The following is a 24,600-nucleotide window of genomic DNA, read 5'->3' as shown; positions in this document are numbered from 1 at the left end:
GTAGTGTTAAAGAAACTGAGACAAATTCATGTATTGTTGCGATTAAGCGAGCCAACTTTATTGAGTGCATTACGCTGCTGTCTAGCCATGTGTAACCTATGACTACACCGCTTCGGACGTTAGGGGTGCCGCCTAATGCCTGGTCAGTGAATGCTGCGATCGCAGACATTACCCGTCCGCCCCTTGAGCCTCACGTCATTACGCTGACCACTGAGACTAAAACGCTGCGCCTGGATCTGGCGAAAGCCGCCATCCTGGTCATTGATATGCAGAACGATTTCTGCCACCCCGATGGTTGGTTAGCACACATTGGGGTTGATGTCAGCCCTGCACGCACGCCGATCGCTCCATTGCAAGACTTGTTGCCGCTTTTGCGGTCAGCTCAGGTGTCGATCGTGTGGGTAAACTGGGGCAACCGTCCTGATTTACTCAACATCAGCGCTGCCTCACGCCATGTCTACAATCCGACGGGAGACGGGGTAGGGCTGGGCGATCACTTGCCAGCCAACGGTGCCCCCGTACTAACTAAAGATAGCTGGGCAGCCGCGACTGTTGATGAATTAGAACCAAAACCAGACGACATTCAGGTTGATAAATACCGCATGAGCGGCTTTTGGGACACACCACTCGACAGCATTCTCAAAAACTTGGGCAAAACCACCCTTTTCTTTGCTGGTGTAAACGCCGACCAATGTGTGATGGCAACGCTACAAGATGCTAATTTTCTAGGCTACGATTGCCTTTTGCTAACCGATTGCAGTGCTACTACGTCCCCCGACTATTGTTGGAAAGCCACACTCTATAACGTCAATCAATGCTTTGGCTTTGTCACTGATTCTCATGCCCTTTTAACTGCGATGAAGTAGAAAGAAGACAGGAGCCAGCAGCCCGAACAAACTCAAAACTTTTCAGCAAAGCGTCATTAAGCGCTACTCAGAACACCTTACACTTTCTCACCCACGTTTTTGAGGAACACCCAATGGCTTCTGAAAGTTGCGTTATCCCAGTTGTGAAATCACCAGTCGATTATCAAGCGTTTCGGATTAGCCCTCAAGATACCAATCGGTTGGCGATCGTGTTTGATCCACAAATTGCCAATATGTCGCTGACCCTATGCGTCGAAATCTTTGATGTTGGTGGCAAGACTCCACCCAACCGTCATCAATGGGCGGTCGAAATGTTTTTTGTTCTTAAAGGTGAAGGTCTGGCAACTTGTGATGGTAAGACGGTTCATGTACAGGCAGGAGATAGCATTCTAGTGCCGCCAACTGGCATTCATGGCATTGAGAATACAGGATCAGGACGGCTGTATGCACTCTGCTTTATGGTGCCAAATGAGAATTTTGCTGAACTCATCCGTAGCGGCATTCCGGCTGAACTGGATGAGGAAGATATGGCGGTTTTACGCCGTACACCATCGCCAGTATTGTGTTGAAAAGGCTAAGGGATGAAGGCTAAGTGCTAAGGGCTGAGAAAGGAAAGCTTTGGAGTTGATCCAAATGCCTCTGCTTCTCTTGCTTCTCCTGCAGCTTCAAGAGTTTCCCTGCTTCTCTTGCCTCCCCTGCTTCCCCTACCAGCTTAAAGTCCTTTTTCCATGTTCAACGTTCGTCCTAAAGAAACTGCGTCTATGCTGACCCGCGACGGGGTGCGGTTAGATGCAGACATCTATCGCCCTGATGCAGAGGAGACGTTTCCTGTTTTACTCATGCGGCAGCCTTACGGACGGGCGATCGCCTCCACTATCGTCTACGCTTATCCCACCTGGTATGCCGCTCATGGCTATATCGTGGTGATTCAAGATGTGCGTGGACGCGGTACGTCAGAGGGCAGCTTCAAGCTTTTTGCCCATGAAATTGAGGATGGTGAGGATACTGTGCAGTGGGCAGCGGCTCTTGCTGGCAGCACCGGGCAAGTTGGGATGTACGGCTTTTCCTACCAAGGCATGACTCAACTGTATGCTGCTGCCGCAAAGCCATCTGCCCTTAAAGCCATCTGCCCTGCCATGATTGGCTATGACCTGTATACAGATTGGGCATATGAAGGTGGAGCCTTTTGTTTGCAAGCCAACTTAAGCTGGGCAATCCAGATTAGCGCTGAAACGGCTCGTTTAAAGGGTGATGTTGCGGCATATCAGATGCTGGCAACAGCAGCGAAACAACCGCCTCTGAGCGACTCAGTGCCTGCTAATCCTGCCATCCTTCAAGATCTTGATCCTGATTCGTTTTACCACGAGTGGCTACAACATTCTGAACCAGACGACTACTGGGAGAAGCTTTCGCCGAAGTCATACTTACATGCCGTCGATTTGCCAATGTTACATATTGGCGGTTGGTTCGACACTTTCCTGCGGGGAACGATCCATCTTTACAAAGAAATGGCAGCCCGGAGCACCTATCGCCAGCAGTTGATTGTGGGACCCTGGGCGCATCTGCCGTGGGGACGCAAGGTGGGGGCGATCGACTTTGGAGCCGCCGCTGCTAGCCCATGCGATCGCCTGCAAATTCGCTGGTTCGATCAGTGGCTCAAAGGCTTGAATACAGGACTACTGACTGAACCATCGATCGCCCTCTTTGAAATGGGCAGCAACCAGTGGCGCACCTTTGACACATGGTACAGCGCTCACCCAACGCCCTTTTTTCTCGCCAGCACTGGGCTTGCCAGCATGAGTGACCAGGAAGGCACCCTTGCCCCTTTGCCATCTCACTCCTTCACCCCTTCTGCCGATGTTCTCGTCCACGATCCCTGGCGACCGGTTCCGGCAAGTGGTGGTCATGCCTCTGCGCCATCTGGGCCTTACGATCGCTCTAGCCTTGACTGTCGCACTGATATTCTTACCTACACTTCCGAGCCGCTTACCGAAGACTTGCACCTGGCAGGTGAGGTATCAGCCTTGGTGTATTGCGCTGCTGATCTGCCTAGCTTTGATCTGTGTGCCGTTTTATCTGACGTGCGTCCCAATGGTACTGTCTATAACGTCACTCAGGGCTACATCCACGTGCTTTCACAGCCCACGGCACCGTTACAAATTTCACTTCAACCAACCTGCGTCTGCATTCCAAAAGGCAACGCCATTCGCCTGAGCCTGAGCGCCGCGTGTTTTCCTGCATATCCGGTGAATGCAGGTACCGGGACACCGCCTGGTAAAACACGCTTAATTGATCAACAAATTATTACAGTGACAGTGGCTAGTGGCGGCGATCGACCATCTCAGATTTTGCTGCCTGTGGTTAAGTTAGAGTGATTTTCAAAGGAGGGCGACGGGCTTGTGGAAGAGTGCAACGTGAAGGAGTAGAAGGGTGAAAAAGTGGAAGGGTGAAGGAGTAAAAGGGTGGAAGAGTGGAGAAGAGCAAAGGTGAAAGAGTAGAAGGCTGGAAGAGTAAAAGGGTGAGAGCGGCTGTTATTGTGTGAGTACAAAGCTGTACCAGTACGAAATGATTATTACCTTTGGACAGAAGTGCCTTTAGACAGAAGGAGAACCGCCACAGTCTTTGTCATGCTGAAGTGATACGCATCCATATTTGAATGTACCGACAGGCTGAACCAGGTTTGTGATGGCTAAACTGGCTTTATCAGGACAAACAGAAAAGTCAAGACAGTTGACAGCAGAAGCGCAGATGCAAGTTGAGCGGATGCGAGACTTGGAGCTTTTGCTCGCTCATATGCTTAGACAGGAGGATGTGACGCTTAAGTTTATCCTGGACTGCCTTTATGATGTTGGCTCGGTTAACTTGATCAACCAGAAAGTACGTTCTCAGCCGCTTAATCAATTGATGAAGGCGATCGCGGTGATGTCTAAGCCCGCCTTCAAAGTGTTTGCGCTGCGCTGGTTGTACAAAAACTGTCCCAGCTTAATTGCTAACTGGCTACACCAAAAAGTACGCTTCAGTACGCCAAAGACTCAGCCAGCCGTTACCGTAGCGAAAGTAATGGAGGCACAGGAAGCCCCTACACCAGTACCCGCACCGCTAACTGATGCAGCCGCTCAGCCGGTTAGTGCTGCCTTGGCAGTTAATGACGCCCCATCAATAGAGAGCGAGCGTCAAATTCGGCGGCTACAGCAGCGCGTGCGGCTGCTTACTGGCATTTTAGTTGGCGTGGTTTTGCTTTGGGGTGGTTCGGTACTTCTGCCTTACTACAACACTGAACCCGGTGCAGCGCAGTCGCAAGAAAACGTGCAGCACCCTTAGAAATGAGAATTAAATAAGATCGAATTTTGTAAGATGTGTAAGGCAATAGCCGTAACGCATCACCTCCAAAGCTTTTGATGCATGACGCTGCGCTTTTCTGCTATGCCGGAACGGCTTTATACATCCTACGCAAATACTCGGTTTTATTAAATCCACAATCCTCAGTCGTTGTGAAACAGTAGTTACTCCTGCCTGACAATGCATCAGCCACGATTACGGCAAATCGTTCTTGCCTGTCGTCGTTGCACTGGGTTAGCGTTTCGCTGGCGATCGAGTCTGGAGCACCAACGGAGAAGTGCGCCCTTTGCCTCAGCATAAATTGGTTGGTTTTGCGGTACTAATTGCGCTGACACGATCGCCGCATCATAACGTCCCTGTCGACCCCGTTCGCGTGCCATCAACAAAATTTGGCGGCTCCACGACGCAATCTCTTTCTGAGCCTGGGCATACTCTGGTTGACCTGGTTTCACCGTCTTAGCTTCTTGGATCGCAGACGAGTAGGATGATGCCTGACCTGTATTTGCCGCCGCCAGTGCTCTTGCTTTATTTAACGGAGATAGGGTCAATGGTTGGGCGATCGATGCTGCGCCCATTGTCTGAGTAGGTTGCGCCTGTGCCGCGGCTTCCGGCTTGTTAGGCGAGATCGTTGTTGGAGACAGACGGCTTGCTCCTGAAGCGCCAAAGTCTTGAGCCGTTGCGATGGACTGAGATGGCATCGCTTTCGTCGCAGAGGCTGTAGGGGTTGGAACGGGTAAGCTTGTGTTAGCAGGTGGCGATGGCGTTGTCAGCGATGCTACGTCTGGCTGCCCTGTACCAGACGGCGATGGACGCAAGGCAGCAGTACCCGATTGCTGTCCAGTTGCTGGTGCTTTAGGCGTAAAGGCTGCACAATTGCGCAACAGCACGCCCGCAATCAGCACAACGACAGCTACCCCACCCCATCGCAGCACCGGTCGCCAGAAAAGAGCATCAGGGATTTCGTCCGAGTCCTCGGGATAGTCAGAATACGGCTGTGGCACGGTAGGCACTGGAGGGGGTTGGGCAACTCTATTGTCATGATTTTGGGCAACACTGTCGATAGGCAGCGCTGCCTGAATGCTAGGCGCTGACATCCTGCCATTTGTCTGAGGCGAGACGGTGGTCAAATTATTTGGATGGTGTGCGGAGCCATTCGTCGAGACATTGCCATTGCCATTAGATGCAGCAGTAGCATAAGGGGGTAAGTATCCTGATGTCGCGATTGCCCTGTCCTTCGCATCGAGCGATTGTCCCTTTGTTGCAACTGACTGCCAACCACTACCACTGGCAGCACCGCCAGACGTCATAGAAGGTATACCTGCATCAGGTAGCGTTCTGGCGGTAGTAGAAAGGGAACCATTCACAGCCACCCCAGAATCACTCTGTAAAGCAGTCTGTGCAGGAGCATAGCGATCGCCGTTCTGCTGAGTCGCTGCCCCAGGAGCCAGGGGTAGTAGAGGCTGTTGTCGTTTTTCGTCTGGACAAATTGTGACAGCTTGCTGGATCGGTCGCCAATAGTGCTCACTCAACTCTGGCAGGCGATCGCTCAAATACTTCTCCACTGCCGCTAGCGTAGTAGAGCGGTTGTCTCGCAAGCTTTCTAACAGCGCTGCGGTGAAAAACCCATGTCTCAACGCTGACGTTTCACGCGAGAACTGACCTGACTGGCAGGACAGTATGGTAGGGATGCCTGTGATGCTTGCTAAATGCTCTGTATGGGTGCCGACTGTTTCATACGAACTGCTTTCGTTGCGGTTGATATCTAGCAGCACTAAAACGGTCGCCTCTGCCACCTGCCTCAAGCTGCGAAAAATCGCTTCAAGCGGTATGGCAGTTGTAGCGATCGCCGCTGGGTTGCCTTCGATCGGCATCAAATAATCTTGCCCCTGCTGGCACACGCCATACCCACTAAAAAAGCACCACAGCATATCGCCTGGTTGGACATACCGCTGGATGAGTAGATCAAGCCAGCTTTGAATCGTCTCGCGATCAGGATAGGTCGATTTGCCCCATTGGGGTGGCGAGGTTTCTGTTAGCAGAAGGCATTGTTCAGCCGGAACGCCCCCCGCCTCAACCAAAAATCGGTGGATCGCCTGAGCATCATGCTGGGCATAGCTCAAAGGCTGCAAGAACTCATACTGATTGATGCCAATGCTGATTGCCCAGTGTCTCATGCCAGCCGTCCCAGATATCTCTTGACATAGCATTCCCAGTCATGTCTATCATGACACGCTCATCTCAGAAGGCAAAATTCTAAATTGAGGTTGATTAGTTAAGTAATCGCAAAAGTCTTAAACCGCTGCCTCTCCTCACTGCATTGCCTTTACATAAGTAATTGAGAAACGAACGTAAAGCATTACCTGATGCCATCCCTATCTGTTGCTCTCCCTTCACTGTCGTGCTGCGCTAAAAGCAAGAATGACAAGAGCAGCTATGTACAGCAACTTCAGGACAATGCCATGCTTTGCTGCATCACTTTGTTAATCAATTGCAATCAACTGAAGCCAGATCGACCATAATCATTCCAGCCTGTGAAATAAAAGTTTTCAGTTGAGATTTTGAGTGCATTTCCGTTTGCTGTAAGCAGGTTAAGTGCCAGCACTGGGCAGACTTGTTGATGAACGTTTTAAGAAGGAGTATAGAGTAACAATGCAACTACCAAGTTTAGTACGAGCAAGCTTAATACAGACAAGCGTTCAAACTCGATTCAAGCAGTTGCCGCCGCAAGTTGCCCCAGTGGGTTTAGCCGTTGTCCTGGGTTTAGTTGGTAGTGGGCTGGTAATGCAGACGATCGCACCCTCTGCCGTTCACGCTTATACAGGGACGGTGAATGTGACGATCGACGTACAGCCCAGCGAAACCTATGACACGCTAGTACGTCGGGCTGAAGCGATCGCCAGAGCCGCCACACAACGCAGCTTCGATCGTGACATTTTGATGACGGATGTCGCGATCGTTGTGATTGCTCAAAGCGCGACCTCTACTGTGCCAGTGCTGTCACTTACCACAACCCGCTCTCAGTGGCGCGGTCAGCCAGATGCACGTCGTTGGGCAACCTATTACAGCACCGCTAAAGCGCTCTTGGGTATGAATACAGCACCCTCTGGCGCAGGAACAACCGCTCAGCCAACGATTACAACCTCGGCTCCGACTGCAACTTCCACGGCACCGCAACCGCGAGCGACTCCTGCCAACACTTCCACGGCACCCGCAGCGGCTCGTGGTGGCGCAACAACTGGTGCAACGACTGGTAGAACTCAAACACCAACCCCGACCCGCAGCCCTATTCTGCCGCAGCGTATTCCCACTCCAGCAAATATTGGAAAGTAGCAGATAGGAAGCAGGGGGAGGCAGGGAAAGCTGAGGAGGCGAGGAAGTGGTTGCAAAGCTCTCCTTCTTCCCGTCTCTTCCTATGCTCCCAATTCTGCCTTGTCTCCTTCTCCCGGTCCCAGGTTTGTTAAGCTCTGTTTCAACTTGGCGGGATCTGCTCCAACTCACGGGTGTCTGTTAAAGCTCCGTGATACCATGCATCCTGTAGCTTCTAGCGATTTTAGGAGAAAACCTTTGGCACTACGGGTTGCGGTTGTCGGTGGCGGTCCAGCAGGCTCCTCTGCGGCGGAAGTTTTGGCAAAAGCGGGTATTGAAACCTATTTGATTGAGCGTAAGTTAAACAACGTGAAGCCTTGCGGTGGAGCTATTCCGCTATGTATGGTAAGCGAATTTGACCTGCCGCCAGAAATTATCGATCGCCGTGTTCGCAAGATGAAAATGATCTCGCCCTCAAACGTGGAGGTCAACATTGGCGGTACACTGAAGGACGATGAGTACATTGGGATGTGCCGCCGGGAAGTGCTGGATGGCTTTATGCGCGATCGTGCCGAAAAGCTTGGCACTAAGGTCATCAACGGTACGATGCACAAGCTGGAAATTCCCAGCAATGACAAAGATCCCTACACGCTGCACTACGCGGATCACTCCAATGGCAGCCTGGAAGGAACACCCAAGACACTGCAAGTCGATTTGGTGATTGGTGCGGATGGTGCTAATTCGCGGGTAGCGAAAGCGATCGATGCCGGTGACTACAATTACGCGATCGCCTTTCAGGAGCGGATTCGTCTTCCTGAAGACAAAATGGCGTATTACAACGAACTGGCAGAAATGTATGTCGGTGATGATGTTTCGCCCGACTTTTACGCCTGGGTGTTTCCTAAATACGACCACGTAGCAGTCGGTACAGGCACCATGAAGCCCAACCAGGCAAAGATCAAGCAACTGCAAGCAGGCATTCGCGCTCGTGCAGCAGAGAAACTACGAGGCGGCAAAATCATTCGGGTTGAAGCACACCCCATTCCCGAACATCCTAGACCTCGCCGCGTGGTAGGTCGGGTCGCACTTGTGGGTGATGCGGCTGGAACGGTTACAAAGTCCTCCGGTGAAGGCATTTACTTTGCAGCGAAGTCGGCACGGATGTGTGCTGAAGCCATTGTGGAATTTTCTGGCAAGGGCGACCGCGTTCCCACTGAAGCCGATCTTAAGGTTTACATCAAGCGTTGGGACAAGCAATATGGCTTGACCTACAAGGTGCTCGATATTCTGCAAACCGTCTTCTACCGCTCGGATGCGACTCGCGAGGCATTTGTTGAAATGTGCTCTGACCTTGATGTGCAAAAGCTCACCTTTGACAGTTACCTGTACAAAACAGTTGTGCCAGCGAATCCACTAACGCAGCTTAAGATCACAGCGAAGACGATCGGTAGCTTGATTCGTGGCAATGCACTTGCACCCTAGAGTCTGAAACGTGGTTGATTGCTAGTTATTCGGTTGCTATTGCGCCATCAACCCATCATTAACGCCTTGGATTTAACCAGCATTAAGGAGTGTCTTTAATGCTGGTTTTTTGTGGCTATTTTCCAGCACCGTCCTCTAATACTGATTCTCTGTAGCCAGCACTTTTTGCAAATGCTATGCCTCTAAGATCACCGTTGGAGCACGTTTGGACAGGACTGCAACGGCTCTTTGGCAAAGTCTTCGAGCTGAACCGACTGCAATAGCCGTGACCAACTGTCAACCAGGCGTGGATCTTGTGGGTTGGTACACCGTTGCTGCGCTAGAGTAGCAAGCGCATCCTGCCAGATACCTGCGGTAGCGTAAAGAGCAGGGCGATCGCGCACGCTTGCTTTTTTAAGTTGGCTGGCTAAGGCAGCAGATGGTTTCATGCGCTGCACCACACCTTCGACAAACGGGTTGACCGATGGTTGGCTAGGATCGCAGAGAAGCGAAAGCTGCCAGTGAAAATCTTTGCCAACCGTCAAAACAGACGCGGTAACGTTGGTCGGTAAGTTGAAACTCACGATACCTGGTGTGTTTGGCAGCTTAATGACAGTTTTGTAAAGCGTTTGATCATTGCTATCTAACAGTGCGAACTCGGCTGTCTGCGCTTCCGCTCTGGGCACGTACCAGAAAAAGGTGGGACTGCTGGACACAGTGGCACTGAAGTTATCGATCGGAATTAATGGCATGAGTAGTTTTGGTCCCCGCAGGCAAGTACCGCGTGTGCCTGCACCTTCACGTCGTGCAGGGGTGCCGCGCTGAGGTGGGCGATACTCTTGCGCGATCGCCAACAGTGGCGCACTACACATAGCCACGCTTAAAACACTAGATAGGCAGGCAAGCATCAGTTTTCGCTTGTTTTGAAGGCGCATATTTAAGCCGCTTTAACCGTTAAAACCGTTGTTTGGGAGAGGAACTGTAAGACTGACAGCAGGTATAACTACTGACTCGGCATACAGGCTTACGGAAAATTGTGCTGGAGCTTCAGCAGCTAAACAGATGTGTTCAGCTTCTCTATCAGACTATTACTGACAATTTGATGTTCTTATTCATACACTCGTTCTAAGCAAAGGTTAAAACTTACTCAACGCTTCAGCTTGCTTAGTTATTAGGTTAGTTGCACCTTGACCAACAACGCTAATCCTTCGACGCACGGGCACGACCTAGCACCCGATAGACATCAACCATTTGCTGTTTGCCTTTGAGGGCAAGTAGCCCCCACGGTTCAACCACAAATTTGTTTTGTAAATGCACGAGGGTTTCTTGGGCAATTAGAATGCGGCACGTTTCTGTCTGACGGTGTTTTTCGTAGCTTTCCAGACGAGAGGCAATGTTAACGCTATCGCCAATAACGGCATATTCCAACCGCTCTTTACCACCCAAACTACCAGCCACGATCGGTCCAGTAAAAATACCGACTCGCATTTGGGCAAGAGGCTGATTGCGTGTCTGCCAGTCTTGATTAAGCTGATCCAGGCGATCGCCCATAGCAAGCGCACACTCAACTGCAAGGCAGGCATCTTGCGACACTTCGATCGGCGTGCGGCGGTTCATGGGTACCCCAAAAACGGCAAGCAAGCCATCACCTGTGAATTTGTTGATGATGCCCTGATTGGCTTTCACCTCCTCGGTAATGGCACTGAGATACTCGTTTAGCCATTCCAGCAAGTCTTCGGGCGGCAATTGTTCTGAAAGGACGCTGAAGTTACGAATGTCGGTAAACAGCATGGTTGCAGTCAGCCGTTGCCCTGGTAGTTTGCCAGCCTTAAGCAGGCGATCACGGCTTTGCCATAGCGCTGTAGCAATTTCTGGCGATGTGTTTTGCCCCAGCAGTTTCATCATCATCATCTGCTGACGCTGCGCTCGCTGTGCCCGGTAGGAGACAACCAGCATGACAACAGTGAGAACACCCACTACAGGCAGAGCAACAGGCACCCAAAGTTGATGCAGAAACAGGGTATAGCAGGTTGCCAGCAGCGTTGTCATTGTAGTGAGCATTGCTAGTGCTAGCCCTAGCGGGTGACGCACAAACCAGGCAAGGCTAGCACCAATCAGAACCCAAACCCCTAGCCAAAGCATTTCTACCCAATCAGCCCAGTATTCAAAAAGCGATATCTCGTTTGAGGCAGCACTCAGCAACTGACTCACCAGTTGAGCATGAATTACCACTCCGGGCATCAGGGGGTTTTGTGGTTCAGCAGCACTGTAGGGCGTAAGAAACAAATCTTTGGCGCTGCGAGCTGTGGTGCCAATCAGCACAATTTTGCCCTTGACCCAACTAGGGTCGATTGCGCCGTTCAATACCTGAGTTAGGGTTACCTGACGTGCCAGCTTGTGACGTGCCCGATAGTTGAGCAAAATTTGATAGCCCCCAGCATCCACCGTTTGGTACGCGCCAGTAGTAGCTTCTAAAGGGATAAATTCAGCAGCACCTAAGCGTAGATGGTTGGCATCACGTCCCGCCTGTGGTGTGATGTCCTGCTGCTTGAGGTGGGCAATCGCCAACCGTAGCGAAAAGGCGTAGAGCGTTGTTGCATCAGTATCAACAAACAGCAGCCCACGACGAATGACACCATCCGGGTCGCTAGCAATGTCGTTAAAACCAACGCGCTCGTTAGGCACACTGGGCGGCGGCTTGACCCCAATATCATCCGCATCTGGAACTTTGGTAATGGCAATGACGTTTGACTGTTGCAGTTGCTTGACGAGGGCAGCAGTACCCGGCTCCTGGGGCAGATCACGATACAGGTCTAAGCCAATAACGCTGGGCTGTTGCTGCTGCAAGTTTTTTAGGGCTGTTGCGATCGTCAAATCTGAGAGGGGCCACCGCTTTTGTGCTTTGATGTCTGCCTCAGTAATAGTCACAAGCAGCAAGCGTGGGTCAACCTCTTGGTCGGGGCGCAAACGTACCATCAGATCATAGCTAGCAAGTTCCAGCGGTTGCAGCCAACCCACCTGTCGTATACCTAGTAAAACCCCGGTTACGGACGCACTCGTAGCCACGATCGCTAGCTGCACCATAACGATCGCTGGCAGCTGTGTCAACTTTATCCACCCATTGCGGCAGCGTTTCCAATTGGCAATCACGGGTACTCTCAGCTTCGCTTCACCACATTGAATATTGAACTGAAGCTGCTGAACGGTGGCTCAACCCCATTTAGTATGGCGTGTATTCTGAGCCGCTCAAAGCGTACCGTTCGTTCTTAACAGTTCAAGCAAGGCAAGCAATGCACCTAGATTGTTCAGAAAATGCAGCAGCCCTTTAAGGCTATACATCCCTTACAGCACAATATCCTGACAACCAGAAAATTTAGCTGTTAACGACTCTCATGCCGATTTCCCTTTCGAGATTACAAGTCCTACTGCACTGCTTGTCTCAATTCAAACAGTGATGGCTATAGATTCTCCCAATGATTCCTCTCAATCCCCCTTCGTAAGGAAGTGCAGGTAGGGGGATCTTGCTTTGTAGCGTGTAAGGGAATTAGTATGACGTGCCGTCTCCACTCGTAAGTAGGAGAGCTAGATTAAGCATTACTGAGCGACTGGGTTTCGACTGCGCTCAACCACCTACAACCGAACTTATACCGAATGCTATCAACGATTTTTAGATGAGTTTTCCAAGGCGTATCTCGATAGTCTCAATATCCTTCAAGTGGATAATGGACGGTTTCACAAGGGCAAAGGTCTGGTGGTGCCAGAGAATGTCATTTTGTTCTTTCAGCCGCCTTACTGTCCAGAACTAAACCCCAGTGAACGGTTGTGGGAACATCTCAAAGCAAAGCTCAAGTGGGCTTCGTTCACAACGCTGGCTCAACTGCAAACCAAAGTTGATCAACTCCTAGCCCAGTTGACACTGGAAATCACTGCTGCCATCACTGGTTATCCCTTCATCTTGGATGCCTTATCTGCCTTGAACACCGTTTAAATTGGTATTAGAGCATTTCGGCTTCGCACTTATCAATAATTGCGCCAGCTACTCAATAGCTACGCTTATCGACCCTTTGACTGTTTCACTCTGCCTTCTTCAGCGTGCGTTCCAAAATTCCTTTAGCAGGCTCGACGATCGCCCAAGTACCGTTTGGCTGCTTGCGTAATGCTGCAAATAAAAGTAACCTGCCACTGCCGATCGCATCGCCCTGGCTAACAGCACCGAGACGCGGTTTGTTTAACCCACAGAGGCGAAAGAGATAAGCTGGTACGTCAGGGCTAGAAAAAATCAGGCAACGATTGCTATCAAGCTGAGCGCGACCATCAAACGGTGCATAGACAGGGTTACCATCAAGCGCCACAGCAATATCACCAAGCCCACCAAGAACTTTGCGATCGCTGATCGTGTCACCCGGTTGCAGCTCCCAGTTTTGATACAGCTTGATTTTAAGTAGTGCCTCATCACTGGGAGACTTGGCGCAGCCCAACGGTAAAAGCAGCGTTGCGACCAACAAGCTTATGCTGAGCAGAGCAATCTCCGACCTAGCGAATATTGAAACGATAGCCAGCATATTGATCGCCTTCATAAAGAACGACCAGCCACGTCTGCGGTTCAAACTCTAGCTGGTAAGCCTCCCGCTGCGCTGTTGCACCGACACGCACCTGAAGATCAACGAGTTTGCAATACGGGTCTTTTAAAATCTCCTGCACTTTTTGCTTCTTATCGCCCTCTGGCACTGTAAGTAAGCGTGCTAACTGCTGCCTCGACAGCTTCGTTTGTGATTGCACAACTTCCTGGCACAGTTCGCCAGAAGTTCTTTTGCTAAGAAAAGACGGTAGGCTATGCAGGTCTAGCAAAAGCCCAAACGACAGCAACACTACTCCGCCAGCCATTAGCTGCCTTGAATTAAACCGTTCAGACTTTGGGTATTGCATTCGTTCTCCTCATCGATCGCTGTTAGCTAAAAATCCAGCCATCGCTCGGCAGACCAACCAACGCCTTCTAGGTGCTGGAGTCCACCGTCGGGCTGCCTGAAGTACTGACTGACTGATGCGCTGACTATTGGTTAACTAAAATCTGCCACCCAGCAGTAGCCCCAGCATGATAAGAAACAGGCGGTAAATGGAAACGAACCCAGCTTTTGGCACACACATTGCCAGGTATACAGCCGCCGCTGCAGGCGCAAACATCAGCACCAATAACACTGGCGCAAGTGCTGGAACCTGCATGAGTAAAAGTCGCGCTCCCACTCGGATGGCAGCAGCAAGCACAATCCACAAGGCAGCATCCTTCACTCGATCAAGCGAGGTGTGTGGCATCTGGAGAAACTGCCGCAGCTTTAACGCATAACGCCGGATGGTCAAAACATTTGCGGACGAGGAACTGGCAGACGATCGCGGTTCGTGTGAGCGTCCTGTAGGGCGGCGCGGCTCTTGCCGAGGAGCCGCGATCGCAGGTTCCAACGTGTCTCGGCTTGCCAGATAGCGGAGCGCTTGAGCTGTTTCAGCCGCCTCTTGCTGTGCTTTGTGGTCAGTCGCTCCGATGATTGTTGGCTTTTGGCTACCTGTTAGCAGTGTATCGGCACTATGGCGGTAGGTACTGGAGTTAAACGGTTCTACACCAGAAGGTGGAACTGACACTTTCACCTCAGGATTAGCAGGCTCAACGGGGTCTTCAATGCTGCTGTGGTGTGCGATCGACCCATCATGCGGCAGTGTCTCGCCCTCTGCTATAGCGGTTTCTAGTGCTTGCAGTAACTCCTTAATCCGTGCTGCCTGAGCTTCTAACGCTTCTGTGTCGTCATCTGGTGCTGGCATCGGCGGAACCTCTCGCTGAGGCGATCGTGCTGCTGGTCTAGAGGCTTGTTTAGCACTTTTTGAAGCCTTCTTTTTGGGAGACGGTTTATCTGCCTCAAGAAGCGAGTCATGGTTCGTAAGGGCTTCGGGCTGTCCAGCACGCGCTTGCTTCCGCTTGCGATCGGCGAGCAGTTGATTAATCCGTTCTGCCTGTGCCTCCAAGCGCTTTAACTCGTCGATATAGGGCTGTTGATGTCCATCCCGCATTTGACGGAAAGAAAGCGCTTTGGGATTTGCCGCTGCTGGCTTACGCTTGGCAGCAGTTTGCTTCCGCTTTGCTGTGGAGCGCTGCGTTTGCGATGGCTCAGAGGATAGCGGCACAAAGGCTTCATGCGTTTGTCGATTGGGCATCTCTACCACATTTGCCTCTCCTTGCCTTAGAGCAGTATCCGAATCGTCAAACTCTGGATAGGGCTGCTTGGCAAGGTTTATTTCTGTTGGCGATGATCGAAAAGATCTAACGCGTGCGTGAAGTTCGTCCATGGTCGGGGAATAACCAGCTTCTTTAGCCAAACGTCTCTCAACAAAAAGAAACGAATGGCTAGGTCATTGATATTAGTACGATAGTACTACAGAAGCATGGGTAGTGATCATTTTTTTTGCACGACACCTTAAACCGACGCTAGGGAATCGGTGTAGCGTTTAGTAGTCGATCGACGATCACCCGTGCCCTTCGTCCTCCAATTGGAATCATGCGATGAGCGAGTACGTGCGGCGCAAGAAACTTTACATCATCTGGGATAACATAATCGCGATCGTCTAAAAACGCTATTGCCTGGGCGGCACGACATAGAGCAACCGTACCTCTGGGGCTGACTCCCAGCGTGATTTCTTCATCATGCCGGGTTACCCGTACTAAGTTGAGGATGTACTGTTGCAACGATTGATCCACATTTACTAAGGCAGCGCGTCGGCGTAGTTCTTGTACGTCTGCAATCGACAAGCAGGGTTGCAGTTCCTCCAATGCTCCTCTGTTTTGCAAGCGTTGCAGCATTTGCAGTTCTTCTGCTTCTGTAGGGTAGCCCAGCGAGAGCGACAGCATAAACCGATCCATCTGCGCTTCTGGAAGGGGAAAGGTGCCCTGGTACTCTACAGGGTTTTGGGTGGCAATGACAAAAAATGGATTCGGCACCTGACGCGACACACCATCAACTGTCACCTGCTGTTCTTCCATCACTTCCAGTAGCGCGGACTGGGTTCGTGGAGTAGCGCGGTTGATCTCATCTGTTAGCAAAATATTGGCAAATACGGGACCCGGCAGAAACTCAAACGTGCCTTTGCTAGGGTTCCAGATATTTGTCCCGGTGACGTCGCTGGGCAACAGGTCAGGTGTGCATTGAATACGTTGAAATTTGCCATCGATCGATCGCGCGAGTGATTTTGCCAGCAGGGTTTTGCCAACGCCCGGAACGTCTTCTAAGAGAGTATGTCCGCCTGAGATTAGCGCTACCAGCACCAGTCGAATCGCGTCATGTTTGCCGACGATTGTTCGACCCAAATTTTCTGTCAGTGTTTGAATGCGTTCTCTCATGCTGATGCAAGTTCCAAGGGGCAGTGGAGTGTGAGTAGTTCAGTATGCCCAACTAACACTATCAAGCTAGCGTTGAGACCGCAAATAGGGGTTGCATTATGGCGGCTAGCTTCAAGCTGTGGCGCAGTGTTTTCCAGAGTTTAGGAATCGTTCCGTGCTCTTTCAGGTTGGAAGTGACTACACTGCGAGGAAGGAAACGCGCTATTCCTCTCTGCCAAAGTTCTACCGATGTCATTGGTATCGGCTAGGTACTCCCCCACAGCGCAAACATTGGAAGCGTTAGGCATGCGACGGGTTACAGGAAAATGACCTTGATTACGGGCGATCGATACTGGCGTCTAACGCTCTAAACACGGCTCCAAGGCTCGATCAACTACACCCGTTTCTTCCAGAACAGCACGTTTAGAAGCTTGCGTCTCATACCAAGCGTTTCTTTGAGTGCAGCAGAAGGCGATGGCAACAGTATGCCGATCATTATTATGAGCCAATGGCAGCATCGATCGCACCTGCGCATGGTGTGTATAGAGCATCTGACGTTCTTGCAAAATCACTTGCTCCTCAGAGGCTGCAATCTAGTACAGACCGATCCGCAAGCGGTGTTGCCATCAACGTCATAGGCAAAATCAATAAATTTTAAGCTATTAACTATCAGTGATCAGCCTGATTTTTCAAGCTGATCATTGACCGCTAATAGCTTAATTAAGTTTAAATTAAGTGCTGCAATTTGCTTACTTTTAGGGTGCGCCGTAGCTGACGGAACTCGCACCTTTTCGTGTTGCACCAGCGGTCGGTTGCTGTACAGAGTGTGAGCGATCGCCATGCCAGGGCTGTTCTTCTGGTTGCCCATTGCCTGCGTTATCTAGAGCTACTTGTTTGTCTTCCCATAATGGGTCAACCGATAGTTCTAGGAGATCTACGACACTGCCCTGCATGGTTCGTTCAGGGCAGCCATCTAAATCGCTGGCTTGGTCTATTGAACAAGCTGAAGTGGCTAGTGATGGGTTCATGCCGCTTTTCTGTGCGTTCTGAACACATTCCTCATACCGTCGTCGCTGTAGAGTACATTGACGAGCATATTCTGCTAAGTCTGTTTTAAAAAGTACTGACATAGGTTTGTCCTCCTGAAGATCTTAATTAGTTGCCGAACCAAAAGAAAAGTTAATTTGAGACACATTGTTTAAGGCGCTGATACTCTTTACAAAAAGCAATAGAAAGTGGTTTTTCTATACCCTCTGTAGTCGCTGACTTACAATTTCTTAGGTACAGCTTAAACAGTGCCTCAACTTACTTTTAGTACCCAAAAACAAACTATTACTCGCACCTTTAATATGACTCTTTCTTATCTAGTTTTCCATTCTGTGACGAGTGCTAGTCAGTTTTTGCAATTGACAAGACTGGGATCGCCCATTGGCTCTGTCTTAGCCGCAAGTTAAGATCTAAGACTAATGATTGCGTTATATAAAGCTCTTTTAAGTTACGCTCGTACAATTGTCGGCAATGGCATCCGTATGGATTTTTAGAATAATTTTTAGATGCTTTTTAAGCGTGCAATCATCTTCCTTATACTCATTGCCAGTTAATTGCCTGTGTGGCTCTACATTCTTAAACGTTTGCTTGGACTAATACCCGTTTTAGTTGGTATCACTTGGCTAGTATCCAGTTTTCTGTATTTCATCCCTGGCGATCCAGCGGTTGTTATTCTGGGCGATCGGGCAACACCGGAGCAGATCGCTGCCCTGAGAGAGCAACTTGGGTTGAATCGATCGCTACTGGCACAGTACTTTGCGTTTCTCAATCAACTGCTCCATTTGGATCTGGGTGTCAGCATCATTAGCGGTATCCCTGTGGCTGACGAAATTCGCAGTCGGTTTCCCGCTACCCTTGAGCTGTCGGTGGCTGCGATGGCGATCGCCTTGGTGGTAGGGGTGCCTGCTGGCATTCTTGCTGCGGTTCGCAAAAATAGCTGGCTCGATAACCTGGCGATGACTGGTTCGCTGTTAGGTGTTTCGTTGCCCGTCTATTGGCTAGGTTTGCTGTTGGTCTACCTGTTTGCCATCAACTTGCATTGGCTGCCGCCCGGCGGACGGATCAGCGTTGAAGCGGGCTTTAACTTCCAACCTCTTACAGGCTTCTACGTTCTGGATGCACTCCTTAGGCTGGATGGGGTCGCTCTTAGGGATGTGTTGGCGCATCTCATCTTGCCAGCCGTTGCCCTGGGTACAATTCCCCTGGCGATCGTCGCTCGCATTACCCGCAGCGCCATGCTAGAAACCTTGTCTCAGGACTATATCCGCACGGCTCGCGCTAAGGGAGTGCCAGAACGCTGGGTTATTTTGCGACACGCGCTCAAGAATGCACTCTTGCCGATCACGACGATCGCGGGCTTACAGTTTGGGGCGTTGCTGACAGGCGCAATTTTGACGGAAACTATTTTCTCCTGGTCTGGTATCGGTTTCTGGATTTATGAAGGCATTCTGGCGCGTGATTATCCTGTGGTGCAGGGTGGTGTCATGTTGGTTTCCATCGCCTTCGTCCTTGTCAACTTACTGGTCGATCTTTCCTACGCTTTGTTTGATCCTAGGATTCAAATTCGGTGAGGAAGAAATACAAGAGAGTTTCGAGTTTTGAGTTGCAAGCTTTAGACGTTGGGAGTTGTGGCTACACTTTCTTACCGTTTGCCTTCTGTCTACTTCTGAACTCCAACAATGTCCTCTGCGGCTTTTTCCCATGCCATATCTGACACAACGAGCTTTTCAGCGCTTTTGGCAGTCTTCGGCTGGCAAGATTGGGCTGGTTTTGACGATCGCTCTGAGCGCTTTAGCGTTGCTGGCTCCGGTGTTGCATCCGTATGATCCGACTACCGATCGTGATTATCTGGTGCGGCTGTTACCACCGACGGCAGCACACTGGTTTGGTACAGATGCCTTGGGGCGGGACGTAATGACGCTAGTCTGGTATGGCATCCGGATATCACTTAGCATCAGCCTTGTATCGGTGGGCATTGGGCTGTTGATTGGCTTAGTGTTGGGACTGCTGGCGGGGTATTTTCGAGGCATTATTGAAGTCGCCGTTGGTTGGCTCACAGATATTTTGCTGGCGTTTCCATCAATTTTGTTGGCGATCGCGATCGTTACTGTCACGCGTCCCAGCATCCAAAGTGTAGTGATTGCAGTTGGTCTGGCACAAATTCCGCTGTTTACGCGGCTGACCCGTGCCATGGTGCTTTCCCTACGAGAGCAAGAATTTGTTGAGGCAGCGCGGGCGTTGGGGGCAACGCCCGATCGCATTATTATCCACCACATTTTGCCAGCTAGCCTTGCTCCTATTGTGGTGCAAACAACGCTGTCGATCGGCACGGCAACCTTAGAAGCGGCTGGGCTAGGTTTTCTTGGGCTGGGCGCACAACCACCAACACCAGAACTAGGAGCAATGCTGTCGGATGCGTTTAAAGGAGGATATTCGCTCTCTTCCCCCTGGACAACTCTTTTTCCTGGCCTATTCATTACGTTAATGGTGCTTGCGTTTAACCTCTTAGGCGATGGCTTGCGCGATGGACTTGACCCGCGATCGATCAGCATGAACTGAGCCACAGACCCGGGTTAGGGAAGGGGTGTAGGGTGTAGGGTAGAAGGAAGCCTCACGCTTGGCTCCCCATCCTCTCTCCCTCCTACTCTCTCCCTCATGCTTGGATCTGATCAATGGACTCAATGGCTTAAGATTCGGTTAACGCTGCCGTTTATTGTCCTCAACGGTTGGGTCTTACTCCAGCTCGTGCAGTACTTTGAGCCACTGTTCACGATTTTAATCTTGTCTGCTGTTCTGGCTTACGTCCTTAATTACCCAGTGCAGTTTTTGTATCGGAGTGGTCTTCGACGCCGCTACGCCGTTTTGCTGGTGTTGGTGGTAAGCCTGGTGGTATTGATTACGCTGGGGGTGACGCTGTTTCCGACTGTGGTGACGCAGTTAAACGAGATCGTCACACTGCTGCCCGATTGGATTGCAGCCTTAAGCCAAAAGCTAGAGGTGCTACAGGCATGGGCGTTGAGTCGTCGGCTACCTATACATTTGAATCGCTTGATTGCACAATTCTCTGATCGGTTGCCAGGTGAGCTACAAGCACTTGCTGACCAGAGCGTAACATTGACGCTTGATGCGATCGGTAGCCTGTCAGAAGCGCTGCTTGTAATTGTTCTAACGCTTTACCTGTTGCTTGATGGCAGGCGTGTTTGGGATGGTTTTTTTCAGTGGGTGCCGCAAAAGTACCGCGATCGCTCAGCTCAACAGTTAGAAAGCAACTTCAACCGTTATTTCATTGGTCAGGCGACAATGGGGCTGATTATGGGCACCGCTTTGACGCTGGCTTTCTTTTTTCTCAACGTACCATACAGCTTACTCCTTGGGCTTTTAGTAGGGTTGATGACCCTTATTCCGTTTGGGGATGTCCTTAGTTTTGGGTTGATTAGTTTGCTGGTTGCCGCACAAGATTTGGGGCTGGGTGTAAAAACGCTTGCTGTTGCTGCCACCATCGATCAAATTGTCGATCAGGCGATCGCACCCCGTGTCTTGGGAGGCTTCACTGGTCTCAGACCAATTTGGGTCATTATTTCGCTCCTAATCGGTACTAAAATTGCTGGCTTACCAGGATTACTCACGGCTGTCCCTGTAGCCGGATTCATTCAAGATCTGATCGAAGATCGGCAACATTCTGCTGTTGAGTCAGTTACGCCTGAAAGCCCTTCTGAAAGTGAGATCGTCAATCAGGCATCCCACTCAACTGTTAGCCAAGACCCTATTCAATCCGTTGCAGAAAGTCCGTCCTAGAGCTTTACACCCTCTTAAGAGAAGCAAGTTATCCTGCCTTCACGTGTAGGGATTAGTCGTGAGCCTTACTGCCTAACCTAATCGCTGCAATTGCGGCTGAGACAGTGAAAGGCTAATTGCCTGGACGAGCTTTCTGGCTTCTTTAACAGACAGAAAGCTGCACCTTAAACGTTAACTCCTGCTAAAGAAAGCTCGCTAAAACTTATTAGGCTTTGGTCTAGTTAATCGCTCTAGCAATTCAAACCCATAGCATTTTTTGTAAGCATAATCGCGACGTTTTGAGTGCACTGTGCCTGACAACTTTGTCGTAGCTGAGAAAATTTGTATGATACTGGGCGAGTCATTCAGCAGCTTCTAATACAAATAGGCGTCTTAAAACATCATCTGAACCAATAATTATTTTAGGCTTAACCCTTTGTTTACTTGGAGTTAACTCGTTGTAAACAATGAATCTTTATTCTGTTGCTTTACCGCTTAGATCTCTATCTTCGTTAAGGCTGCTTTTGCAGTTGGGTTATAGCTAACTGTTTCTAAGCGCTAGCTTTTCTTTGCTGTTTTTTAAGGAAGCAAGAGCGCCTTAAACAGTACGTAATGGCATTTAGACGATCGAAGGCAAGCACTGAAATTTTAGCCCGTAATCATTGAATGTTTGAAACCGCACAATTTACTGCCAGTATGCGATCGCCTGGAGTGACAAAGCCACCTGAGGACTCTCAGCCATTTCTAGTAGTTGTAGAGGATGAGTCTCTCATTCGTGAAACTATCACTATGGCGCTCACAGACGAAGGCTACCAAGTATTAGCTGTTGAGGACGGTCGCCAAGCTCTAGAGGTGGTACGTGCCTCTTGCACTAGTGAGGGCGGAAACATTCCAGCGATCGATCTGCTCATCCTGGATTTGATGTTGCCCTACATTAATGGACTAGATTTATGTCGTCTGCTGCGACAAGAAGGCATGACAACCCCGATTCTGATGCTGAGTGCAAAAGGCACTGAGACTGACATTGTTGTTGGGTTAGAAATTGGAGCCGATGACTATTTGGCAAAGCCCTTTGGGATGCGAGAGTTGATTGCCCGCTGTCGATCCCTTCTCCGCCGAGCTAATCGGCAACCCCAGCCTCAAGAGCAGTTGGTTATCCAGTTTCAGGAAATTGTGCTTTATCCTCAAGAATGTCGGGTTACGGTACGCGATAAAGCTGTAAACCTATCTCCCAAAGAATTCACGCTGCTAGAGTTATTTATGAACAATCCACGGCGAGTGTTCTCTCGTGATCAGCTTTTGGAGAAAGTTTGGGGTATTGACTTCATGGGCGACTCTAAAACTGTGGATGTTCATATCCGCTGGTTAAGAGAAAAACTAGAGCTAGACCCCAGCAGCCCGCAATACCTAATTACAGTCCGTGGCTTTGGCTACCGCTTAGGCTAGGGGTCTAGCTAGCATTAGTTTATGGGTTGAAAACCATACAACCGATTGAGAACACTGGCATTAAAACTGTTGCCGCAGTGCTCTAATCTCTCATTGCGGCTAGTGGCACGCCCAGCCAACCCAGGAAGTTTTGCTCCTGGCGAGGAGTTGGCTGCTTGACTGGCACAATCTGAAAACGGCTGAGTCGTGGTTTTGCCAGTGTCACTGTGCGAGAGTGCAATTCATCCTGATGGAAAAACGAAAGTTGCACGCGATCGCCTGGTTGAAAATCTCGCAAGCGATCGTTAAGTTGGTCAGCACTGACCCGTAACCCATTCATTGCCAGTAGTTCATCCCCCGCTGCCATACCTGCTTTCTGGGCTGGCGACGCTGTTTCAACAAATTTAATCACATCACGCCCATGTTCAGTTTTTACCACCAGTCCAAGATCAGGGACACCCTCATCAGCCCCAGCATCAGCTACTAAACGCAGCCCAAATGGGTTCAAGTAGTCGTCAAACGGTAGTTCCTCAAGACCGTGTAGATAGCGCTCAAAAAAGTCCGTCAGATCAATTTCAGCAACGGCTTCAATCACCTGCTGGAGTTGCTCTGGCGTAAAACCAACGTCGGGCTTGCCAAACTGTTCCCACATTTGCCGCATAACATCGTCTAACGATCGTCGATTGCGATGTCGTTCACGAATCAGCAAATCGAGCAGCAGTGACACCATTTCTCCCTTCAGGTAGTAAGACATTTGGGAGTTGGGACTATTGGCATCTGAGCGATAGAGCTTAATCCAAGCATCAAAGCTCGATTCACTTAAGGGCTGTACTTTCCGCCCTGGTGTCATAAGGAAGCGGGTAATTTCACGGTTCAGCGCCATGAAGTAAGCCCGTACATCATAAATCTTTGCCCGGTAGGGAAGCACCAGATCATAAAAGCTCGTTGTACCTTCACTAAACCAGAGTGAGGGCGTGTAGTTCTCTTGCTCGTAGTCAAAGACTTCTAGCGCTTTGGGGCGAATACGCTTTACGTTCCAGAGGTGAAAGAATTCGTGCGCTACCAGTTGAATAAAGCGATCGTACTTGTCCTTTTGCCGAAAGCCAAAGCGTTGATAAATCAAAGAGCAGGATGATTGATGCTCTAGCCCACCAAAGCCTTGTGATGATAGGTGAAGCAAGAAGAGGTAGCGATCATAGGGCAAGCCGCCAAACAGATCCGCTTCAACCTGAATAATTTTTTGGATATCTGGAATCAAACGCTCTGGTTCCAGGTTGCCATCACCCCAAACTGCTAGCTGATGTGGTTTACCCAGCGCTTCAAAGGCATAGACGGCATGGTGACCAATTTCAAAGGGGCTATCCACCAGCGTGTCAAAATTGGGTGCTGCAAACGCGTGGCTTTGTCCTTCTAACGGTTGAAGGGGTGTGGCTACTTGCCAACCGTCAGGAGGCACGATCGTGATCGTCAACGACTGCCGCTCATGCCCTGGAATATAGAAAAACAACGCTGCCCCATTAAAGTAGCCGTGCGTACCATCGAGATGATTCGTCCGCACCGAAAGCTCATCGGCATACATCTGATAGCGAACTGTCAAAGACTCCTGTCCCTGAGGATCGATCTGCCAATGATTCTTGCTGATCTTGCACCAGGGTAGCGGTGTGGTGCGATCGCCTCCAACCGCCACAAAATTCTGTAAGTGCCTTGCATATTCCCGCACGAGATACGAGCCAGGTGTCCAAACGGGCATCTTTAGATCCAGCAAGGACGCGGCATTGGGCTGCAAACCTTTAATCTGAAGGCTTACTTCAAACAGATGGGTTTCTGGCTCTGGCATTGCCACTTGATAGTGGAGTTGAAGCGTTGTTAAGGGCGCAGAAACGGGTGAATGGGTTGGCTCTTGACTCAAGCCAGCCTCTCTAGGCTGGAACAGCTCAACCTGAGAATCTAGCTCCAAGTCTTCTCGATTCATGCTTAATCTTGCTCCTGTATTGTATAAACTGTGTGCTGCAAGCAGCATCACTA

Annotated in this window: 21 protein-coding genes; 12 read left to right on the top strand and 9 right to left on the bottom strand. The window is 50.3% G+C overall.

What is annotated here, in order from left to right; translation table 11 throughout:
• Positions 1-98 precede the first annotated feature (98 nt).
• The 4 genes from H6F86_RS20055 (at position 99) to H6F86_RS20040 (ending at position 4,187) form a co-directional block, all read left to right on the top strand.
• A complete protein-coding gene (locus H6F86_RS20055; protein ID WP_190450460.1) occupies positions 99-866 on the top strand; it encodes an isochorismatase family cysteine hydrolase in 768 nt (255 codons plus the stop codon).
• Between the two features lie 113 nt (positions 867-979).
• Positions 980-1,435, top strand: coding sequence for a cupin domain-containing protein (locus H6F86_RS20050; protein WP_190450459.1), 456 nt, complete (start codon positions 980-982; stop codon positions 1,433-1,435).
• A gap of 159 nt (positions 1,436-1,594) precedes the next feature.
• Positions 1,595-3,241: a CocE/NonD family hydrolase gene (locus H6F86_RS20045; protein ID WP_190450458.1), complete on the top strand. Its 1,647-nt coding sequence runs from the start codon at positions 1,595-1,597 to the stop codon at positions 3,239-3,241.
• A 310-nt stretch (positions 3,242-3,551) separates the two neighbouring features.
• Positions 3,552-4,187, top strand: coding sequence for a hypothetical protein (locus H6F86_RS20040; RefSeq protein WP_190450457.1), 636 nt, complete (start codon positions 3,552-3,554; stop codon positions 4,185-4,187).
• 203 nt (positions 4,188-4,390) lie between these two features.
• On the opposite strand, the gene H6F86_RS20035 is transcribed toward H6F86_RS20040, so the two are convergent.
• Entirely contained in the window at positions 4,391-6,379 is a 1,989-nt protein-coding gene (locus tag H6F86_RS20035; protein ID WP_190450456.1) for a caspase family protein, read from the bottom strand.
• Between the two features lie 475 nt (positions 6,380-6,854).
• Between H6F86_RS20035 and H6F86_RS20030 the strand changes: the two genes are divergently transcribed.
• Positions 6,855-7,535 carry a hypothetical protein gene (locus H6F86_RS20030; protein ID WP_190450455.1) on the top strand — a complete coding sequence of 227 codons (681 nt, stop codon included), beginning with the start codon at positions 6,855-6,857 and terminating at the stop codon, positions 7,533-7,535.
• A gap of 234 nt (positions 7,536-7,769) precedes the next feature.
• Positions 7,770-8,993 carry a geranylgeranyl reductase gene (chlP, locus tag H6F86_RS20025; protein WP_190450454.1) on the top strand — a complete coding sequence of 408 codons (1,224 nt, stop codon included), beginning with the start codon at positions 7,770-7,772 and terminating at the stop codon, positions 8,991-8,993.
• A 188-nt stretch (positions 8,994-9,181) separates the two neighbouring features.
• Here chlP and H6F86_RS20020 read toward each other — a convergent pair whose 3' ends face one another.
• Positions 9,182-9,880 carry a DUF928 domain-containing protein gene (locus H6F86_RS20020; protein ID WP_190450453.1) on the bottom strand — a complete coding sequence of 233 codons (699 nt, stop codon included), beginning with the start codon at positions 9,878-9,880 and terminating at the stop codon, positions 9,182-9,184.
• Positions 9,881-10,172: 292 nt separating this feature from the next.
• Complete coding sequence (locus H6F86_RS20015) at positions 10,173-12,080, bottom strand: adenylate/guanylate cyclase domain-containing protein (RefSeq protein ID WP_242033606.1); 1,908 nt, start codon at positions 12,078-12,080, stop codon at positions 10,173-10,175.
• A gap of 508 nt (positions 12,081-12,588) precedes the next feature.
• Between H6F86_RS20015 and H6F86_RS20010 the strand changes: the two genes are divergently transcribed.
• Complete coding sequence (locus H6F86_RS20010; RefSeq protein ID WP_190451053.1) at positions 12,589-12,960, top strand: transposase; 372 nt, start codon at positions 12,589-12,591, stop codon at positions 12,958-12,960.
• Between the two features lie 85 nt (positions 12,961-13,045).
• Here H6F86_RS20010 and H6F86_RS20005 read toward each other — a convergent pair whose 3' ends face one another.
• The 4 genes from H6F86_RS20005 to H6F86_RS19990 form a co-directional block, all read right to left on the bottom strand.
• Positions 13,046-13,477, bottom strand: coding sequence for a hypothetical protein (locus H6F86_RS20005; RefSeq protein ID WP_206756060.1), 432 nt, complete (start codon positions 13,475-13,477; stop codon positions 13,046-13,048).
• Between the two features lie 28 nt (positions 13,478-13,505).
• Positions 13,506-13,898, bottom strand: coding sequence for a hypothetical protein (locus H6F86_RS20000; protein WP_190450451.1), 393 nt, complete (start codon positions 13,896-13,898; stop codon positions 13,506-13,508).
• A gap of 135 nt (positions 13,899-14,033) precedes the next feature.
• Positions 14,034-15,302, bottom strand: a complete 1,269-nt coding sequence (locus H6F86_RS19995; protein WP_190450450.1) for a hypothetical protein — start codon at positions 15,300-15,302, stop codon at positions 14,034-14,036.
• A 139-nt stretch (positions 15,303-15,441) separates the two neighbouring features.
• Entirely contained in the window at positions 15,442-16,350 is a 909-nt protein-coding gene (locus H6F86_RS19990; protein ID WP_190450449.1) for a MoxR family ATPase, read from the bottom strand.
• A gap of 434 nt (positions 16,351-16,784) precedes the next feature.
• Here H6F86_RS19990 and H6F86_RS31935 point away from each other — a divergent pair, with 434 nt between their 5' ends.
• Complete coding sequence (locus H6F86_RS31935; RefSeq protein WP_206756059.1) at positions 16,785-16,967, top strand: hypothetical protein; 183 nt, start codon at positions 16,785-16,787, stop codon at positions 16,965-16,967.
• Positions 16,968-17,084: 117 nt separating this feature from the next.
• Here the strand turns inward: H6F86_RS31935 and H6F86_RS19980 are convergent, their stop codons facing one another.
• Positions 17,085-17,459 (bottom strand): hypothetical protein, encoded by a 375-nt coding sequence (locus H6F86_RS19980; RefSeq protein WP_190450447.1) that lies wholly within the window; start codon positions 17,457-17,459, stop codon positions 17,085-17,087.
• A gap of 477 nt (positions 17,460-17,936) precedes the next feature.
• Here H6F86_RS19980 and H6F86_RS19975 point away from each other — a divergent pair, with 477 nt between their 5' ends.
• From H6F86_RS19975 to H6F86_RS19960, 4 genes are all read left to right on the top strand, one after another.
• The gene (locus H6F86_RS19975; RefSeq protein ID WP_190451051.1) at positions 17,937-18,947 is read left to right on the top strand and encodes an ABC transporter permease subunit; all 1,011 of its coding nucleotides are present in this window, start codon (positions 17,937-17,939) and stop codon (positions 18,945-18,947) included.
• Between the two features lie 130 nt (positions 18,948-19,077).
• Positions 19,078-19,935, top strand: a complete 858-nt coding sequence (locus H6F86_RS19970; protein WP_190450446.1) for an ABC transporter permease — start codon at positions 19,078-19,080, stop codon at positions 19,933-19,935.
• A 96-nt stretch (positions 19,936-20,031) separates the two neighbouring features.
• Entirely contained in the window at positions 20,032-21,171 is a 1,140-nt protein-coding gene (locus tag H6F86_RS19965; protein ID WP_190450445.1) for an AI-2E family transporter, read from the top strand.
• A 675-nt stretch (positions 21,172-21,846) separates the two neighbouring features.
• Positions 21,847-22,596 (top strand): response regulator transcription factor, encoded by a 750-nt coding sequence (locus tag H6F86_RS19960; RefSeq protein ID WP_190451048.1) that lies wholly within the window; start codon positions 21,847-21,849, stop codon positions 22,594-22,596.
• An 82-nt stretch (positions 22,597-22,678) separates the two neighbouring features.
• On the opposite strand, the gene H6F86_RS19955 is transcribed toward H6F86_RS19960, so the two are convergent.
• Positions 22,679-24,547: a M61 family metallopeptidase gene (locus tag H6F86_RS19955; RefSeq protein ID WP_190450444.1), complete on the bottom strand. Its 1,869-nt coding sequence runs from the start codon at positions 24,545-24,547 to the stop codon at positions 22,679-22,681.
• Positions 24,548-24,600: the final 53 nt, after the last annotated feature.

The organism is Phormidium sp. FACHB-592, from assembly GCF_014695795.1.
Lineage (GTDB): Bacteria > Cyanobacteriota > Cyanobacteriia > Leptolyngbyales > Leptolyngbyaceae > Stenomitos.
Note: the sequence above shows the minus strand (reverse complement) of the source record. Positions and strands in the feature narration are given on the sequence as shown.

What these genes read in the sequence shown, in the direction of transcription:
- H6F86_RS20040 (WP_190450457.1), top strand. Translation starts at nt 3,552, where the DNA reads ATGGCTAAACTGGCTTTATCAGGACAAACAGAAAAGTCAAGACAGTTG.
- H6F86_RS19995 (WP_190450450.1), bottom strand. Translation starts at nt 15,302, where the DNA reads ATGGACGAACTTCACGCACGCGTTAGATCTTTTCGATCATCGCCAACA.
- H6F86_RS19980 (WP_190450447.1), bottom strand. Translation starts at nt 17,459, where the DNA reads ATGTCAGTACTTTTTAAAACAGACTTAGCAGAATATGCTCGTCAATGT.
- H6F86_RS19965 (WP_190450445.1), top strand. Translation starts at nt 20,032, where the DNA reads ATGCTTGGATCTGATCAATGGACTCAATGGCTTAAGATTCGGTTAACG.
- H6F86_RS20045 (WP_190450458.1), top strand. Translation starts at nt 1,595, where the DNA reads ATGTTCAACGTTCGTCCTAAAGAAACTGCGTCTATGCTGACCCGCGAC.
- H6F86_RS20035 (WP_190450456.1), bottom strand. Translation starts at nt 6,379, where the DNA reads ATGAGACACTGGGCAATCAGCATTGGCATCAATCAGTATGAGTTCTTG.
- H6F86_RS19955 (WP_190450444.1), bottom strand. Translation starts at nt 24,547, where the DNA reads ATGAATCGAGAAGACTTGGAGCTAGATTCTCAGGTTGAGCTGTTCCAG.
- H6F86_RS19970 (WP_190450446.1), top strand. Translation starts at nt 19,078, where the DNA reads ATGCCATATCTGACACAACGAGCTTTTCAGCGCTTTTGGCAGTCTTCG.
- H6F86_RS20020 (WP_190450453.1), bottom strand. Translation starts at nt 9,880, where the DNA reads ATGCTTGCCTGCCTATCTAGTGTTTTAAGCGTGGCTATGTGTAGTGCG.
- H6F86_RS19990 (WP_190450449.1), bottom strand. Translation starts at nt 16,350, where the DNA reads ATGAGAGAACGCATTCAAACACTGACAGAAAATTTGGGTCGAACAATC.
- H6F86_RS19960 (WP_190451048.1), top strand. Translation starts at nt 21,847, where the DNA reads ATGCGATCGCCTGGAGTGACAAAGCCACCTGAGGACTCTCAGCCATTT.
- H6F86_RS20050 (WP_190450459.1), top strand. Translation starts at nt 980, where the DNA reads ATGGCTTCTGAAAGTTGCGTTATCCCAGTTGTGAAATCACCAGTCGAT.
- H6F86_RS20030 (WP_190450455.1), top strand. Translation starts at nt 6,855, where the DNA reads ATGCAACTACCAAGTTTAGTACGAGCAAGCTTAATACAGACAAGCGTT.
- H6F86_RS20000 (WP_190450451.1), bottom strand. Translation starts at nt 13,898, where the DNA reads ATGCAATACCCAAAGTCTGAACGGTTTAATTCAAGGCAGCTAATGGCT.
- H6F86_RS20055 (WP_190450460.1), top strand. Translation starts at nt 99, where the DNA reads ATGACTACACCGCTTCGGACGTTAGGGGTGCCGCCTAATGCCTGGTCA.